Genomic DNA, 17,829 nt, shown 5'->3' with positions numbered 1-17,829 from the left:
TGGCGTTTACCCCCCTCTGCCCTGCCGGACATCTGCCCCTCAAAGGGGTAGATCAATTGTGGCACCGGCTCTATTTTACAGCTTGCGTCTCCGACAACAGAGATGAAGCGAGAAGCGTGCCACTTGTCGATCTTGCCCCTCGAGGGGGAGATGTCCGGCAGGGCAGAGGGGAGTATCGTCGCCAACATCTGATATCACTCCGCCGCAATCATCAAAGTTTCGAGCGCAATCGAAAGCCGCCCGTCGAGATTGCGGAGAGGAATGGTCCTCACCTCACCCTCATCCGCCCCCAACGCCTTGCCGGTCTCCAGCGAAATGACCCAATTGTGCAAAGGACATGTCACCGAAGCCCCGTGCACGATGCCCTGAGACAGCGGGCCGCCTTTGTGCGGGCAATGATCCTCGATGGCGAAGACCTGATTTTCAGCCGTGCGAAACACGGCGATCTTGCCCATAGGCGTTTTCACGCAGCGCGCGCCGCGCAGCGGAATGTCGGAAATGTCGCCAATATCGATCCAGTTGCTGTCCATCGTTCTCACTCCGCTGCCTCGTTGAAACCGATTGCCGCCATCGGCCTGAATTCGTGCTTGTCGTGGCCGGACACACGTTCCGACCAGGGATCGACCTGCGCGAATTTCTGGCTGAAGACGAAGCGGTCAAAATAGGCCCGGCGCTTGTCGGCATCGTCCATGATCTGGCGGCGGACTTCGTCGTAACCGATGCGCTTGGCCCATTTATAGATGCGCTCGAGGTAGCGCGCCTGCTCGCGGTACATCTGGGTCAACGCCACGATATGCTCCAGCGCCTCATCCTCGGTATGGACGAGGCCCAGCACTTCCGTACCCTTGATATCGAGACCAGCGGCACCGGCGAAGTGGATTTCGAAACCGGAATCGACGCAGATGACGCCGATATCCTTGCATGTCGCCTCAGCGCAGTTTCGCGGACAGCCGGAAACGGCAAGCTTCAGCTTGGCGGGCGTCCATGAGCCCCACATGAATTTTTCGATGCGGATGCCGAGGCCGGTGGAATCCTGCGTGCCGAAGCGGCACCATTGTTCTCCAACGCAGGTCTTCACGGTGCGAAGCCCCTTGGCATAGGCCTGGCCGGAAATGAAACCGGCCTTGCCGAGATCGGCCCAGACCGCCGGCAAATCCTCCTTCTCGATGCCGAGAAGATCGATGCGTTGCCCGCCTGTCACCTTCACCATCGGGATTTCGAACTTGTCGACCACATCCGCAATCGCCCGCAGTTCGGAGGAAGATGTGACGCCGCCCCACATGCGTGGAACGACGGAATAGGTGCCGTCCTTCTGGATATTGGCATGGACGCGCTCATTGATATAACGCGACTGGTAGTCGTCGGCATATTCGTCGGGAAAATCGCAGACGAGATAGTAGTTGAGCGCAGGTCTGCACTTGGCGCAGCCGCAGGATGTCTTCCATTCCAGTTCCTGCATCACGGCGGGAATGGTCTTCAGGCCCTTGGCCTTGATGAGACGGCGCACATCATCGTGGCCGAGATCGGTGCATTTGCACATGGGCTGCACGGCAGCGGGATTGTAGCTGTCGCCAAGCGTCAGCGTCATCAGTTTCTCGACAAGGCCGGTGCAATTGCCGCAGGAGGCGGATGCCTTGGTATGGGCGCGCACATCATCCAGCGAGGTCAGCCCCTTCGAGGTGATGACCGAGGTGATCTTGCCCTTGCAGACGCCGTTGCAGCCGCAGATTTCCGCATCATCCGGCAAGGCTGCAACGGCCGCCATAGGGTCCAGCGGGGACCCTCCCTGATAGGCCTGGCCGAAGATCAGGGTTTCGCGCATGGCGGAAATGTCGGTCGATTTCTTCATCAGGTCGAAGAACCACGAACCATCCGCCGTCTCACCGTAAAGAACCGCGCCGATGATGCGATTTTCCTTGAGGATCAGGCGCTTGTAGACACCGGCGGTGGCATCGCGCAGCACGATTTCCTCGCGGTCGTCGCCCTCGGCAAAATCGCCGGCGGAAAACAGGTTGATGCCGGTGACCTTCAGTTTGGTATTGGTGACCGAACCATGATACTCGGCTGAACCGCCGCAAAGCCGGTCCGCCAGCACCCGCGCAGATTCATAGAGCGGCGCGACCAGCCCGTAGCACATGCCGCGATGCTCGGCGCATTCGCCAAGCGCATATATCGAGGCATCCGACGTCATCATGCCATCATCCACGACGATGCCGCGATTGACGGCGATGCCGGCTTCCTTGGCGAGACCCGAGGCGGGACGGATGCCGACCGCCATCACCACCATGTCGCCTTTAATGACGCGACCGTCTTCCAACTCGATGCCTTCGACCTTCTCCGCGCCGAGAATGCATTTGGTATTGGCCTTGGTGATGATGTCGATGCCGCGCTCGTTCAGCGCCTTTTCCAGAAGATAGGCCGCTGCCGGATCGAGCTGCCGCTCCATGATCGTCGGCATCAGATGGATGACGGTGACGTCCATTCCCTGGCGCTTCAGCCCATAAGCTGCTTCCAGACCCAGAAGGCCGGCGCCGATGACGATGGCGCGGCCCTTGCCTTCGGCGATTTCAAGCATCTTCGTGACATCGTCGAGATCGCGATAGGCGAGAACGCCCGGCAATTGATGGCCAGGGACGGGAATGATGAAGGGCAGGGAACCGGTGGCGATCACCAGCCTGTCGTAGGAAACGGTGATGCCGTTTTCGCTGGTTACGGTCTTGTTGTCGCGGTCGATGCCGGTGACCTTGGCGCCCTTGTGCAGCGTCACATTGTTGGCCGCGTACCATTCGTCATTGTGGATGATGATATCTTCATAGCTCTTTTCGCCTGAGAGTACTGGCGAGAGCATGATGCGGTCGTAATTGACGCGCGGCTCGGCGTTGAAAATGGTGACGTCGTAGAGGCCGGGGGCGGTTTCGAAAAGGTTTTCCAGCATGCGCCCCGGCGCCATGCCATTGCCGATGATGACGAGTTTTTGCGCCATGGTGGTTACTCCGCAGCTTCGACGAAGCGGTGACGTTCGTAAAGGAACTTCAGCACGGCCTCGCGGCATTTGAGGTAGGTCTTGTCGGATGCAAGCTCGATGCGGTTGCGCGGGCGCGGCAGCGGCACGTCAAGCACTTCGCCGATATGGGCGGCGGGACCGTTGGTCATCATTACGATACGGTCGGACAGCAGCACCGCCTCATCCACATCGTGGGTGATCATGACCATGGTGTTGCCAAGCCGGGCGTGGATTTCCATCACGGCGTCCTGAAGGTGGGCGCGAGTCAGCGCATCCAGTGCGCCGAAAGGCTCGTCCAGCAGCAGGATTTTCGGCTCCATGGCGAGCGCCCGGGCAATGCCGACGCGCTGTTTCATGCCACCGGAAATTTCAGACGGTTTCTTGTCCTTGGCATGGGCCATCTGCACGAGATCCAGATTGCGCATAACCCAGTCGTGGCGTTCCGCTTTGGTCTTGGTACTGCTGAAGACCTTCGCGACGGCCAGGTTGACGTTTTCATAAACCGAAAGCCAGGGGAGCAGGCTGTGGTTCTGGAAGACGACGGCGCGTTCCGGGCCAGGTTCGTTGACCTCGCGGTTTTCCAGAAGCACGACGCCTGCTGAGACTTTGGTCAGCCCGGCGATGAGGTTGAGCATGGTGGACTTGCCGCAGCCGGAATGCCCGATGACTGAGACGAATTCGCCCTTGCCGATGGTCAGGTTGATGCCTTTCAGCACCTCGGCGCGCGAACCGCCCTTGTCGAAATATTTGTCGATATGATCGAGTTTCAGATAAGCGTTCATGATGGTCGCCCTTTTAGTTGGCCGCAGCGCCGCGGGTGATGACCTTGCCGAGCGCCGCTACCAGCTTGTCGAGCATGAAGCCGACAACGCCGATGTAAGCGAGCGCCACGATGATGTCGGGCAGGCGCGAGGAGTTCCACGCATCCCAGATGAAGAAGCCGATACCGACGCCGCCGGTCAGCATTTCCGCCGCCACGATGGCGAGCCAGGAGAGGCCGATGCCTATGCGCAGACCGGTGAAGATGTAGGGGGCGGCCGACGGCAGCATGATCTTGAAGAAGAATTCGATCTGGTTGAGCCGCAGCACCTTCGCAACGTTGCGATAATCCTGCGGAATGTTGCGCACGCCGACCGCCGTATTGATGATGACGGGCCAGATGGAGGTGATGAAGATCACGAAAATGGCCGACGGATTGCTGTCCTGAAAGGCGGCAAGTGAAAGCGGCAGCCAGGCAAGCGGCGGCACGGTGCGCAGGACCTGAAAAATCGGGTCGAGGCCGCGCATGGCCCAGACCGACTGGCCGATGACCGCACCGAGAATGATGCCGGCGATGGCCGCAAGGCCGAAACCGTATGCCACGCGCTCCAACGAGACCAGCACGCGCAAGCCGAGGCCGATATCCTGCGAACCATTATGGAAGAACGGCGATACGATGAGATCGTAGCTTTCCTCGAATACCTGGCTTGGCGGCGGCAGGGACGAGCCGGGGGCGGAACAGAGCACCTGCCAGACGCCCAGCAGAACGGCGAGGACGACAAATGGCGGTATGATATTGCGGGCCGCCGCAGCACCCAGTTTACGCAGATTGAACCGCGAGGGATGTTTGGGCGGAAGGGTCACGACGTTTGCCTTTTGTACCATCGGTTGCTGCGGCTGTTCCTTGAAATTTCGAGCCAATGCGGACATGGCGTTTCCTTTGGATTTCGGTTGCGGTCAGGGTCTCGCCCCTCATCCGGCCTTTGGTGTCCATCATTAAATGGCAACCCGGCGGAGGAGGGGCGACACCCGTGTCTCCTCCTCAGGAGGCTGCCTTGATGGAAAGACTTTCGAGATAGGCCGACGGGTTTTCCGGGTCGAAGACCTTGCCGTCGAAGAAGGTTTCCTTGCCGCGCGACGTGGAGGCGGGAATATCGGCAACACCGAGATCCTTTGCAGCGTCGCGCCAGATGTCCTCGCGGTTGACCTTGGCAACCAGCGCCTTCACGTCCGTATCGGGTGCAAATTTACCCCAGCGGATGTTTTCCGTGATGAACCAGCTGTCGTGGCTGCGGAAGGGATAGGACGCGTGATCCTGCCAGAACTTCATCTGCAGACCGGTATTTTCCAGCACGCGGCCGTTGCCGTAATTGATATTGCCCTTGAGGCGGCCAAGAACGTCCTTCGGTGGCACGTTGAACCATTGGCGCTTGCCGAGGATCGTGGACATCTCCTCCTTGTTCGCCATCTCATCGCACCATTGCTGGGCCTCCATCACGGCCATCAGCAATGCCTTGGTGGCGTTGGGGTTCTTTTCCACCCAGTCGGCGCGCATGCCGAGCGCCTTCTCGGGATGCCCTTTCCAGAGTTCCCCGGTGGTACAGGCAGTGAAGCCGATGCCCTGATTGACGAGTTGCTCGTTCCAGGGTTCGCCCACACAGAAGACGTCCATATTGCCGACCTTCATGTTGGCGACCATCTGCGGCGGCGGAACGACGATGGTGGAGACGTCCTTGTCCGGGTCGATGCCGCCGGCGGCCAGCCAATAGCGGATCCACAGATCATGCGTGCCGCCGGGAAATGTCATGGCAGCCTTGATTTCCTTGCCTTCTGCCTTCTTCTTCTCGAAAGCTGCCTTCAGCTTGGACGCGTCGAGCTGAACGCCGGTTTCAGCATATTCCTTGGCGACGGAAATACCCTGGCTGTCGAGATTGAGGCGGGCGATAAGCGCCATCGGCACAGGCACGTTGTTCTGCGTCACCTTGCCGGTATGCATGAGATAGGGCATCGGGGTCAGGATATGCGCGCCATCAATGCCGTTCGATGCGCCGCCGAGCACGAGATTGTCACGTGTCGCACCCCAGGATGCCTGTTTGAGAACCTCGACATCCGGCATGCCATGCTTGGCGAACAGTCCCTTTTCCGCCGCGATGATAAGCGGGGCGGCGTCGGTCAGCGCGATGAAGCCGATTTTCGCGCCCTTCACTTCCGGCTCAGCCGTGGCTGCGAAAGCGCCTGACGGAAAAGCGGTGCGCACGGCGGTAACAAGGGCTGCGGCGGCTGTCGTCTTCAGTATGGTGCGGCGGCTGACATCGCCCGAGAATATCTTTTTCATTCGCATCTTCCCCTTATTGGACCACCGCATGGGTGGCGCGTTCGCTTGCGAAAAAACCTGAAAATAAAAAAACGCCGCTCGGAGTTTGCGCCTTCGGAACGGGAAATGTTCCGGGCAGCAAAACCTTGCGACGTCTATGTCTGTGAAAGCGCTTATGCCGCGCCCTGCTCGCCCCGATCGCCGTTGACCAGTGCAAAGACGAAGACGCAAGAGGCGTGCCAGTTTTACTTATGGAAGCTATCGCCTTGGAAAAAAACGGAATTTCCGAGATTGAATCGGACGATTAAATTTTAATCAGTAGGAATTTTGTCTATGGTTTGCGCAAATGGATAAATTCCGCGCTTGAAATTTGCGCAGCTTGCCCGGCCGACGGCTGTCAGGCCTCGCCTTGGGAGATGGAAAACGGGGCAGAACTGCGCACGGAAAAGCCATTCACATATCCAGCAATGTCTGCGGGATCGAAAACAAAACCGTCCACGAACCGGTCACCCGCCTCCTGCCCTTCGACTCGAATATCGGCATCATCGGGCGCATTGGCATCGCCCAGTGCCGCCCGATAAATATCTGGACGGTAAGCGGACAGGGTGGCCTCCACACCACCTTGCGAAAACTCCGTCTGCCCCCAGCGGATCATCTGGCTGTAAATCCACAGTGCCTGGCTCTGGCGCGGATAATTGGCATGGCCGCCGTGGAAGAGGAAATATTTGTCGATGACCCGGCGGTTGCCCTGGCTGTCGATGTTGAATTCACCGGCAAGCACATGGCGGATGATGCTTTGCGGCGCACCGATATAACGCGGATCGGCAAGTGTCCTGCTCAGATCATCGTGATTTTCCGCAAGGTCGCACCAACGTGCGGCGGCATCGAGCGCCGTCAGCAGCCGGCTGACCGTTTCCTGCTGGCTTTCGGCCCATTCAGGCCGCATCCCGATCACTTTTTCCGGCGCAGACGGCCACAAATCCTGCTTGGCAGCGACGATCCTGCCCACACCGCGCTCGGCAGCAACGATGTTCCACGGTGCACCGACACAGAAACCATCTATGGCGCCCGCCGCCAATGCATCCGACGTCAATGGCGGTGGTACGACCACCAGTTTGACGTCGTGATCGGGATGAATGCCACCAGCGGCGAGCCAATAGCGAAATTCGTAATTGTGAGAGGAAAACGGGTAGGTCATGCCGAGCGTCGGTGTAGCTTCGCCCCGCGCTCGCATGTCATCCAGCACCTGCTTTAAGGCCTTCGCATTTTCCAGCGCCCCCGCCGTTTCGGAAAGCCCCGTCAACGCCTTCATCCGGGCAAAAAGCCGCGTCGAAAGCGTTATAGCATTGCCGCCGCGCCCAAGTGAAAACGGCGTGATCGTCGGCGAAGGGTTCGAGCCGAGTCCGAGCATGGAGGCAACCGGCATCGGCGACAGCATATGGGCAACGTCGAATTGCCGGAATGCCAGCCGGTCGCGCACATTCGCCCAGGACACATCCTTGACGAGATCGAGCGTCAGGCCTTCGCGCTCGGCAAAGCCGAATTCCGCCGCAGCAATGAGGACGGACGCATCGACAAGAGGAATAAAACCTGCCCGCAGGATTTTTTGCCGGTCGCTGCCAACAATTGCCGGCGCGCCCGCTTTTGAACCGGCCGATTTTTCCTGTCCCGCCATATCATACACTCCTCGACTGTCCCGCCGGCGGGTTCGTTACATCAACAGACCGGCCGCGGTGACCACGCTTTGCGCGATCTCGGATATTTTCTTTTTCTCGTTCATCGCCGTTTGCCGCAGAAGCGCAAAAGCCTCCTCTTCGGACAGGCCACGCATTTTCATCAAAATGCCTTTGGCGCGCTCGATGACCTTGCGCTCCTCAAGCGCCGATTTTGCTTCGGCAAGTTCCTGTCGCAGACGGCTGAAAGCGTTGAAGCGGCTGACCGCCATATCGAGGATGGGTTTGACGCGTTCTTTCTTCAGCCCGTCAACGACATAGGCGGAAACACCGGCCTCAACGGCCGCCTCGATGGACGCGGTATCGGAGCGGTCGACAAACATGGCGATCGGCCGGCCGACCGTGCGTGTCAACTGAAACAGATGCTCCATCATGTCGCGGTTGGGATTCTCAAGATCGATGAAGATGACATCGGGCTGCAGCGTCTCGATGGTCCGCGCCACGCCGTGCACCTCATGGATGACCGTCACGCGATTATACCCGGCCTCGCGCAGCCCCTCCTCGATGATCGAGGCGCGGATCGCGTTTTCGTCTATAACGAGAATGGTGAGGTCGCGAAGCGTCATGTCGGCATTGATGACGCACCGCAACAAACTTGGCAATCAGGCGCCGATATAAAAATGGAGCGGACGTGAAAGGGACGTTTTCATCCCGCTCCGCCTGATTTCTCAGGACGCCCGCTCGAGCGCCTTCAAAACCGTCCGCTCGGAAAGATTGAGATAGATTTCCATCTCGTCACCGGCCTCAGCCGCCTTGCCCTCTTCCATCAGCGACAGGATCTTGCTGTTCATGTCCACAAAGGGGGAATGGAGCTGCTCCGGGTCTTTCAGCAGGCCGAAACAAAGCCTGAGCTCAGCGGCAATGCGCTCGTAAAAATCGCTGAGACGAGCGCTGTCGAGAAGGTCGACCACGGCGGCGTGGAACTTCATGTTGGCGCTGCCCACGCCTAACCAGTCTGCCTGGTCGCGCTTTATCCTGGCATCATCGACCGCCGTGCGCATTGTCCGGATGGCCGGGTGCTTGTGCCAGGCCTGACGCAGCGCCCCGCATTCCACCATGCGCCGCACCCTGTAAATATCAATCACCGAAGCCAGGGTGGGAACGGCGACAAAAACGCCGCGATTGGCCTCGTGACGCAGCAGACCATCCTTGGTCAGGAGACGAAAGGCTTCACGCAGCGAATTGCGGGAGACCTCGAAACGTTCGCTGAAGGCTGCTTCCGAAAGACGCTGGCCCGGCATCAGTTCACCGGAGATCAGCAGGGTGCGAATACCCTTTGCCAATCGATCCGCAAGCGGCAGACCCTCTATCGTTTCCGTCATGGCGCTTTCCTTAAGAGCAATGCAACGTTGGGAATTCCGTGACAGGCATGTTCGGACACGGCATGATTGCCCATAGCACAAAGCTTCAGCAAAGCGCCAAAAAAACGTGATGAATTCATACTCATAACGTCCAACAAATAGACAAAATAAAAGAACGATTATCATTTATTGTTGAACAATATTGACAATCTCACGGAACAAGACAAGATCGGTTGCATAAAGCATCCGCGAGGGGCGGATTGCGACAGGAGCGGAGAAAATCCATGGAGCAGAAAAAGCTCACCCCGACTGCCGATCTCAAAATGTCAAAACGTGCATCTCTTTTGGGAGCAATCTTCCTGATGGCAACATCTGCCATCGGTCCCGGCTTCATCACGCAGACGGCGACATTCACCATGCAGCTTGGTGCCGCATTCGCCTTCGGCATTCTTGCTTCCATCCTCATAGACTTCGTCGTTCAGCTCAACATCTGGCGCATCGTAACGCTGACGCGCATGCGTGCGTCCGACATCGCCAATGCTGCCATTCCGGGCTCCGGCTATCTTCTCGCCATTCTCGTCATCATCGGCGGCCTTTTTTTTAATATCGGCAATATTGGCGGCACCGGCCTCGGCCTGAACGCCATCTTCGGGCTCGATCCGAAAATCGGCGGCGCCATCAGCGCAATTTTTTCCATCGCCATCTTCGTTTCCAAACGGGCTGGCCTCGCCGTCGACCGGTTCATCATTTTCGCCGGTATCCTGATGATCGTGCTGACGCTCTACGTTGCATTCGTATCCGCGCCGCCGGTCGGTGATGCCTTCCGCCAGACCTTCCTGCCGGATACAATCAATTTCGCGACCATCACCACCATCGTCGGCGGCACCGTTGGCGGCTACATCACCTATTCCGGCGCACACCGTCTGCTGGACCGGGGAATGGTCGGCATTGAAAACCTGCCCGCCGTCAACCGCGCCGCTCTGACCGGCATCGCTGTCACCGGCATCATGCGTTACGTGCTGTTCCTCGCCATTCTCGGCGTTGTCGCCAGCGGCGTCGTCATCGATACATCGGGCCAGGCCGCCAATCCCGCCGCACAGGCTTTCCGGTCGGCCGCGGGCGATCTCGGCTTCCGCCTATTCGGCATCATCTTCTGGGCTGCGGCCATCACAAGCGTCATCGGCGCGGCGTATACCTCCGTCTCGTTCCTGCCCGTGTTCAAGCAGGACATGACCGAACGCGCCCGCAACATGGCGACGGTCATCTTCATCGCTGTCTCGCTCGTCTGCTACCTGCTCATCACGACGCCGCCCGCCGCCATGCTGGTCTTCGTCGGCGGCCTGAACGGTCTTATCCTGCCCATCGGCCTCAGCATCTTCCTGTTTGCCGCATGGAAGCGTGAAGACCTGATGGGCGGCCATCGCTACTCGCGCATTCTGCTCGGGCTTGGCGTTCTGACATGCGCATTGACGTGGTACATGGGCTACAAGTCCGCCGGCACCATTTTCGGCCTGCTCGGCCTGTAAAAACTAGAGCGTTTCCGCATTTCGGAGAAAAGCGGAAACGCTCTATATATTTGTTATTACGCATTTTCCCGACGCAAAACCGCTACGCACTTTTGCTGGAAATGCTCTAAAGGGAGGCAAACATGGCCGCTATCGATCTCAACAGCGATCTTGGCGAAAGTTACGGCGCGTGGCGCATGGGAGACGACGAGGCGATGCTTGCCATCGTTTCCAGCGCTAACATCGCCTGCGGATTTCACGCAGGTGACCCGGCCGGCATCTACCGGACCGTTAAGGCCGCTGCCGAAAAAGGCGTGGTCGTCGGCGCCCATGTTTCCTACCCGGACCGCGTCGGCTTTGGCCGCCGCGATCTGGATGTGACCTCCGAAGAGCTGATCGCCGATGTCATCTACCAGATCGGTGCACTGAAGGGTGTTGCCGCCGCTGCCGGAACCACGGTGCGTTACGTGAAGCCGCATGGCGCGCTTTACAACCGCATCGCCAATGACGCGAAACAGGGACAAGCGGTCATCGACGGTATAAAGGCCGTCGATGCCTCGCTGGTGCTGATGGGTCTTGCCAATGCGCCCATCCTCGATCTCGCCCGCAAGGCAGGCCTTGCCGTCGTCGCGGAAGCCTTCGCTGACCGCGCCTATACGCCCGAAGGCCAACTCGTCTCGCGCCGCGAGGCGGGCGCCGTACTGCACGACGCTGCCAAAATCGCCGACCGGATGGTGCAGCTTGCCCGCGAAGGAACACTCGAAGCCATCGACGGCAGCAGCATCAAGATCGAAGCACAATCCATCTGCGTGCATGGCGACAGCCCCGGCGCGGTGGCGATCGCCCAGGAAATCCGCCGCCGTTTCGAAGCCGAGGGCATCGAAATCCGCTCTTTTGCATCCATTCTCTAAAAGGGCGACCAATGACGATACCCTTATCCTTTCTGAGCCACACCAATGCGGATGCCGCCCGGACGGCCCGCGCCGATTATCGTGGCGGCCTCGTTGCACCGACCTCCGGCATCGCTCCCGGTTTCACGCAGGCCAACATGATCGTGCTGCCGCGCGACTGGGCCTTCGATTTCCTGCTTTATGCGCAGCGTAATCCCAAGCCCTGCCCGGTGCTAGATGTTTCAGATCCCGGCTCACCAACCACGCTTCTTGCCCCCGGTGCCGATCTCAGGACCGACCTACCGCTTTACCGTATCTGGCGGGACGGCAAACTTGCCGAGGAAACGGCGGATGCGACCGCCGCATGGGCAGAGCGTGACGATCTCGTTGCTTTCCTGATCGGTTGCAGCTTTACCTTTGAAACGCCGATGGTCGAAGCGGGTATCGAAATCCGTCACATGACCGACAAAAGCAACGTTCCGATGTATCTGACCAACCGCCCCTGCCGGCCGGCCGGCCGATTTAAGGGCAACATGGTCGTTTCCATGCGACCGATCCCGGCTTCGCGCGTGGCCGATGCCGCGACAATTTCAGGACGTTTTCCGGCGGTTCACGGTGCGCCCGTGCATGTCGGCGCGCCGGAAGAAATCGGCATATCGGATCTCGCGAAACCGGATTTCGGTGATGCGGTGCGGATCGAACCCGGCGAGGTTCCAGTTTTCTGGGCCTGCGGCGTGACGCCTCAGGCTGCAGTCATGGCGTCCGGCGTGCCGTTCGCGATTACCCATGCGCCCGGGCACATGTTCATCACCGACATTCCCGATTCTGCCTATCACGCGTGAGGATATGATGCGTTTTCTCCCCGTCAGCCTCACCACCATTCTCGTCGAACTTGCCGATCTCGATGAAACGCTGGCGCTGTTCGCCTCGCTTCAGAACGATCCGATCGAGGGCATCGACGAAACAGTTCCGGCTGCCCGCACCCTGATGATCCGTTTCCGCCCCGAAAAGATTGGCGCAGAGGCGCTGGTTGCACGGCTTTCCAGCCGCGATCTCTCCGCAAAAATCGCGCCCTCGGACAATCTGGTGGAAATCCCCGTCCATTATAACGGCGAAGATCTGGCCGACGTTGCCGAACTGACCGGCATGAGCATCGACGAAGTCATCCGCCGCCATACCGAAAGCGAATTCACCGTGGCCTTCTGCGGTTTCGCGCCCGGCTTCGGTTATCTGGTTGGCGGCGATACGGCTCTTCACGTGCCGCGCCGGCAAAGCCCGCGTACCCGCATTCCGGCGGGTTCGGTGGCGCTGGCTGGCGCCTTCAGCGGCGTCTATCCGCAAAACAGCCCCGGCGGCTGGCAGATCATCGGCACCACACCGGTGAAGATGTGGGATATAGACCGTGATCCCGGCGCGCTTTTCCAGCCGGGTTATCGCGTGCGTTTCTTCGATATGGACAAGGCCGGAAGAACGGTTGATGTTCCCACCTCATCGCCGCGCACCGCCCGGCCTGAGATGACAAGTGAAGGCCCGCATTTCGAGGTGCTCGCGGCCCCCATGCCCGCCATTTTTCAGGATCTCGGCCGCTTCGGCCAAACCGGACAGGGCGTCTCCGCCTCCGGCGCACTGGATCGTGGCGCGTTTAACGCCGCCAACCGTATCGTCGGCAATCCCGTTAACTCGCCGTGTCTCGAGCTGACGCTCGGCGGCTTTTGCTTCAAAAGCACGAGCCGCGCCGTCATCGGCATTGCGGGCGCGCCCTGCCCCATCACCGTCAAGACCGCAGATCGCAGTTTCACCGCACAAACCCATGTTCCCGTGTCTCTCGAACCCGGCGATATCGTAACCTTGGGTCAGCCGCCGAAGGGCATGCGCTGTTATCTTGCTGTGCGTGGCGGGTTCGATGTCGAGCCCGTGCTGGGCAGCTATGCGACGGATACGCTCGCCGTAGTCGGTCCAGAAAGCGTGACTGCGGGCACTACTCTGCCGCTGAAGGGCGAAAAGACAGGACTTTCCAGCGTGTCTGTCGACGAGGCTCCGGCCTTCGATCCGCCGGCAACCGGCGATATTGTGACGCTCGACGTGGTTCTCGGACCGCGTACCGACTGGTTCACGCAAAAGGGCCTCGATACGCTGACCGGCCAGCTCTGGCAGGTCACGCCGCAATCGAACCGCGTCGGCATCCGCCTTGCCGGCGAAGTGCCGATGGAGCGCAGGGACAGTGCCGAATTGCCGAGCGAAGGCACGGCCACCGGAGCAATCCAGATTCCCCATAGCGGCCAGCCCGTTCTTTTCCTTGCCGACCACCCGTTGACCGGCGGCTATCCCGTCATCGGCGCGGTCGCGGAATACCATCTCGATCTTGCGGGGCAAATCCCCGTCAATGCCAAAATCAAGTTCCGCCCGATCGGCCCTTTTGCCGAAATCGCGGCGGCTAAAAGTCTGTAGGGAGAATAGCGATGAAAAAAGTGCTGATTGCCAATCGCGGCGAGATCGCGGTGCGGATCATCCGCGCATGCCGTGATTACGGCCTGCAATCGGTTGCCGTTTATGCCGATCCCGATCAGGATGCGCTATTCGTTCGGTTGGCGGATGAGGCCTATGCGCTGGAAGGCGTCCGCCCCGCCGAAACCTATCTCGATATCGCCAAGCTGATCGCGATTGCCAAACGCGCCGGCGCGGATGCCGTGCATCCCGGTTACGGCTTTTTGTCCGAACGCGCCGAATTTGCGCAGGCGGTTATCGATGCCGGCCTTAGCTGGATCGGCCCCGACCCACATGTCATTGAAGCGCTGGGCGACAAGGTGGAAGCGCGGCGCATCGCCACCAGCGTCGGCGCACCGCTGGTGGCCGGCAGTGACGGCCCCGTCTCTACCGCCGCCGAAGTCACCGCTTTCGCCGAAGAATACGGCCTGCCCGTCGCCATCAAGGCGGCGCATGGCGGTGGTGGGCGCGGCCTGAAGGTCGCATGGAAGATGGAAGAGATCGCCGATCTCTACGAATCCGCCGTTCGCGAAGCGACCGCCGCTTTCGGTCGCGGCGAGTGCTTTCTCGAACGCTTCCTCGACCGGCCCCGCCATATCGAGGCGCAGGTTTTGGCCGACAAGCACGGCAATGTGCTGGTGCTGGGCACCCGCGATTGCTCGCTGCAACGTCGAAACCAGAAGCTGATAGAGGAGGCTCCGGCCCCGTTCTTGTCTGCCGAACAGCGACAAAAAATCCACGACGCGGCAAAGGCGATCTGTGCCGCCGCGGGCTATTCCGGTGCCGGCACCGTCGAATTCCTGCTCGGCGTTGATGGCACGATTTCTTTCCTGGAGGTCAATACGCGCCTGCAGGTGGAACATCCCGTCACCGAGGAAACCACCGGTATCGATCTCGTCATCGAGCAGTTCCGCATCGCCGAGGGCCACACCCTGCGGGTGGTTGGAACGCCGGAACCGCGCGGCCACTCTATGGAATTCCGCATCAATGCCGAAGATCCCGGCCGAGGATTCCTGCCAACACCCGGCGCGATCTCGATTTTCGATGCTCCTTCCGGCCCCGGCATCCGTGTGGACAGCGGCGTCGTCAGCGGCTCCAGCGTGCCTGGCGTATTCGACTCGCTGATGGCGAAGCTCATCGTTACGGGTACCGACCGCGATCAGGTTCTGCGCCGCGCGCGCCGCGCGCTGAAAGAATTCCGTATCGAAGGCATTGCCACGGTTCTGCCGTTCCATCGCGCCGCAATCGAGACGGACGACTTCATCGGCACCGACGGTTTCAAGGTTCATACCCGCTGGATCGAGACCGATTTCGCCGCCATGCCTGACGCCATGGAACGTCCTGCACCGGCTGAAGACCCTTCCATCACGCGCACCTTTCTGGAAATCGACGGCAAGCGTGTTTCTGTCGGCCTGCCGAACCTGCTGCTCTCCGGCCTCGGCGCTGTCAGCGGCGGCAATGCCGCTGCCCCCGGCGCGTCGGTCAAGGAGAAGGAAGGTGAAATTATCGCTCCCGTTTCCGGCACCTTGCAATCGTTCAAGGTGACCGATGGCGAAACTGTTTCCAAAGGCGATCTTCTGGCCGTCATGGAAGCCATGAAAATGGAAACGCAAATCGTGGCGACGAAGGCCGGCAAGGTCCGCCTGATCGTCAAGGAAGGCGACTATCTTCAGGCGGGCGCGGCACTTCTCGAAATTGCGGAATAACGCATAGACCAGGCCACCGGACCCATCAGGGAAGGTGGTCCCCTCACAATCGAAGTTTGGTCAATACGGTGGCGGAACCCTTTCGCCGCCGGGCCGTTTATGGCGCGACCTGCTAACCATCATGAGGGAAATATGGCCGGACGCACCTTGCTTCAATTCTTCCATTGGTACTATCCGGACGGAGGGAAATTATGGAGCGAGGTGGCCGAAAAGGCGGAAAGCCTTGCCCGAATGGGTATTACCGACGTTTGGCTACCGCCGGCCTACAAGGGTTCTGCCGGCGGTTTTTCGGTAGGTTACGATACCTATGATCTCTTCGACCTTGGCGAATTCGACCAGAAGGGAACAGTCGCGACCAAATACGGTGATCGCGCTGCCCTCGAACAGGCTGGTCGGACGCTGAAGGAAAACGGCATCCGCGTCATTCACGACGTGGTTCTCAATCACAAGATGGGCGCGGATGAAAGGGAGAAGGTGCGGGTTCGCCGCGTCAATCCCGATGACCGCACCGAGATAGAGGACGAGGATTTCGAGGCGCACGCCTATACGCGCTTCACCTTTCCCGGCCGAAACGGCACGCATTCCAAATTCATCTGGGACCTGAAGTGCTTCAGCGGCGTCGACCACATCGAGGAGCCTGATGAGGACGGCATTTTCCGTCTCGTCAACGAATATGGCGACGGCGAATGGAATGAAGAGGTCGACGAGGAAAACGGCAACTTCGATTATCTCATGGGCGCAGATGTCGAATTCCGAAACAGGGCTGTCTATGAGGAACTGAAATATTGGGGCCGGTGGCTTGCCGAACAAGTGCAGGTGGATGGTTTCCGCCTGGATGCCGCCAAACATATTCCGGCATGGTTCTTCCGCGACTGGGTAGGCCATATGCGCGACACGATTAATCCCGACCTCTTCGTTGTGGCGGAATACTGGCACCCCGATATAGACGCGCTGAAAAGCTATCTCGATCTGGTCGACAAGCAGCTGATGCTCTTCGATGTCGCCCTTCACCACCGCTTCCATGACGCTTCCAAGCAGGGCGGCGATTTCGACATGCGCACTATCTTTGATGGCTCGCTGCTTTCCGCTGTTCCAGATCACGCCGTCACGCTTGTCGACAACCACGACACGCAGCCGCTGCAATCTCTGGAAGCGCCCGTTGAACCCTGGTTCAAGCCTCTGGCCTATGCGATCATTCTGCTGCGCGAAGAAGGTGTGCCCTGCGTCTTTTATCCCGATCTTTTCGGTACGACGTATATAGACACCGGCAATGACGGCAACGACCATGAGATCGTCATGCCGGCTATCGAATGCCTTCCGAAGCTTATCGAGGCACGCAGCCGCTTTTCCAACGGTGCCCAGACGGATATTTTCGACGACCCGAGCTGCATTGCGTTTATTCGCCACGGTACCGCCGATGAGCCGGGCTGCGTTGTGGTGATGTCGAACGGCGAGGCGGCGGAAAAACAGATAGATCTCGGCCCTGAGCAGGCGGGAGCTGTATGGCGCGATTTCCTTGGTCACCGTCACGAACAGATCACCCTTGACGAGCATGGCAAGGGTCTGTTTTCCACCAATGGCGGCAGCGTCAGTGTCTGGGTTCCGGCCGACGTCGAGTAGGAACAATTGCTTTTAAAGCGGCCAGCCGGAAACCTTGCTCATTTGACGGATACGAGACGGCGCGGGCCCGCGCCGGCATCGGCCAGAACATCGTTTGGATTGCGTAAGGGACAATCATCGAGTGAGAGGCAACCGCAACCGATACAGCCGGTAAGCTGGTCGCGCAGCATAATCAGGCTGTTGATACGAAGCTGCAGCATTTCCCGCCAGGACTGCGAGAACACGCGCCAGTCAGCCGTCGTCGCCACCCTGTCCTGCGGCAAATCCGCCAAGGCGTCTCTGATGATGCTGAGCTGGATACCTGCTCGCTGCGCAATGCGGATAATGGCAATGCGCCGCAAGACCGCGCGATGATAACGACGCTGGTTCCCGCTGGTGCGCCAGCCTTCGATCAATCCCTTCGCCTCGTAAAAATGGATGGTGGAAACGGCGACGCCACTACGACGCGCAACCTCCCCAACCGTCAGGCTGTGTTTAAAGATGGTATTTTCCATGCCGGCTCCGTTTTCTGAA

General features: G+C 59.5%; 15 protein-coding genes. 6 read left to right on the top strand and 9 right to left on the bottom strand.

Annotation, left to right across the window (positions count from 1 at the left end; genetic code table 11):
* Positions 1-194 precede the first annotated feature (194 nt).
* From nirD to GH784_RS00145, 8 genes are all read right to left on the bottom strand, one after another.
* Positions 195-530, bottom strand: a complete 336-nt coding sequence (gene nirD / locus GH784_RS00180) for a nitrite reductase small subunit NirD (RefSeq protein ID WP_003511593.1) — start codon at positions 528-530, stop codon at positions 195-197.
* A gap of 5 nt (positions 531-535) precedes the next feature.
* Positions 536-2,983: a nitrite reductase large subunit NirB gene (gene nirB, locus GH784_RS00175; RefSeq protein ID WP_076845412.1), complete on the bottom strand. Its 2,448-nt coding sequence runs from the start codon at positions 2,981-2,983 to the stop codon at positions 536-538.
* Positions 2,984-2,988: 5 nt separating this feature from the next.
* Positions 2,989-3,786, bottom strand: a complete 798-nt coding sequence (locus tag GH784_RS00170; RefSeq protein WP_003511595.1) for an ABC transporter ATP-binding protein — start codon at positions 3,784-3,786, stop codon at positions 2,989-2,991.
* A 13-nt stretch (positions 3,787-3,799) separates the two neighbouring features.
* Positions 3,800-4,693: a nitrate ABC transporter permease gene (ntrB, locus tag GH784_RS00165; protein ID WP_127966095.1), complete on the bottom strand. Its 894-nt coding sequence runs from the start codon at positions 4,691-4,693 to the stop codon at positions 3,800-3,802.
* A 112-nt stretch (positions 4,694-4,805) separates the two neighbouring features.
* A complete protein-coding gene (locus tag GH784_RS00160) occupies positions 4,806-6,098 on the bottom strand; it encodes a CmpA/NrtA family ABC transporter substrate-binding protein (RefSeq protein WP_035199775.1) in 1,293 nt (430 codons plus the stop codon).
* Between the two features lie 376 nt (positions 6,099-6,474).
* Positions 6,475-7,752 (bottom strand): CmpA/NrtA family ABC transporter substrate-binding protein, encoded by a 1,278-nt coding sequence (locus tag GH784_RS00155; protein WP_076845411.1) that lies wholly within the window; start codon positions 7,750-7,752, stop codon positions 6,475-6,477.
* Between the two features lie 36 nt (positions 7,753-7,788).
* Entirely contained in the window at positions 7,789-8,376 is a 588-nt protein-coding gene (locus tag GH784_RS00150; protein WP_065660503.1) for an ANTAR domain-containing response regulator, read from the bottom strand.
* Positions 8,377-8,478: 102 nt separating this feature from the next.
* Positions 8,479-9,132 (bottom strand): GntR family transcriptional regulator, encoded by a 654-nt coding sequence (locus GH784_RS00145; protein ID WP_003511611.1) that lies wholly within the window; start codon positions 9,130-9,132, stop codon positions 8,479-8,481.
* 263 nt (positions 9,133-9,395) lie between these two features.
* Here GH784_RS00145 and GH784_RS00140 point away from each other — a divergent pair, with 263 nt between their 5' ends.
* The 6 genes from GH784_RS00140 (at position 9,396) to amyA (ending at position 17,316) form a co-directional block, all read left to right on the top strand.
* The gene (locus tag GH784_RS00140; RefSeq protein WP_003511614.1) at positions 9,396-10,637 is read left to right on the top strand and encodes an NRAMP family divalent metal transporter; all 1,242 of its coding nucleotides are present in this window, start codon (positions 9,396-9,398) and stop codon (positions 10,635-10,637) included.
* A gap of 122 nt (positions 10,638-10,759) precedes the next feature.
* A complete protein-coding gene (locus GH784_RS00135) occupies positions 10,760-11,527 on the top strand; it encodes a LamB/YcsF family protein (RefSeq protein ID WP_003511617.1) in 768 nt (255 codons plus the stop codon).
* An 11-nt stretch (positions 11,528-11,538) separates the two neighbouring features.
* A complete protein-coding gene (locus GH784_RS00130) occupies positions 11,539-12,348 on the top strand; it encodes a putative hydro-lyase (protein WP_003511619.1) in 810 nt (269 codons plus the stop codon).
* A gap of 7 nt (positions 12,349-12,355) precedes the next feature.
* Positions 12,356-13,954, top strand: coding sequence for a 5-oxoprolinase subunit B/C family protein (locus tag GH784_RS00125; protein WP_112178534.1), 1,599 nt, complete (start codon positions 12,356-12,358; stop codon positions 13,952-13,954).
* 11 nt (positions 13,955-13,965) lie between these two features.
* A complete protein-coding gene (locus tag GH784_RS00120; protein WP_127966094.1) occupies positions 13,966-15,696 on the top strand; it encodes an acetyl/propionyl/methylcrotonyl-CoA carboxylase subunit alpha in 1,731 nt (576 codons plus the stop codon).
* 132 nt (positions 15,697-15,828) lie between these two features.
* A complete protein-coding gene (gene amyA / locus GH784_RS00115; protein ID WP_003511622.1) occupies positions 15,829-17,316 on the top strand; it encodes an alpha-amylase in 1,488 nt (495 codons plus the stop codon).
* Positions 17,317-17,354: 38 nt separating this feature from the next.
* On the opposite strand, the gene soxR is transcribed toward amyA, so the two are convergent.
* A complete protein-coding gene (gene soxR, locus GH784_RS00110) occupies positions 17,355-17,810 on the bottom strand; it encodes a redox-sensitive transcriptional activator SoxR (protein ID WP_003511623.1) in 456 nt (151 codons plus the stop codon).
* Positions 17,811-17,829 lie beyond the last annotated feature (19 nt).

The organism is Agrobacterium tumefaciens (assembly GCF_009649785.1).
In the GTDB taxonomy this organism is placed as follows: Bacteria; Pseudomonadota; Alphaproteobacteria; order Rhizobiales; family Rhizobiaceae; genus Agrobacterium; species Agrobacterium tumefaciens.
The sequence above is the reverse complement of the archived record's forward strand: the minus strand, read 5'-3'. Positions and strand labels throughout refer to the sequence as shown.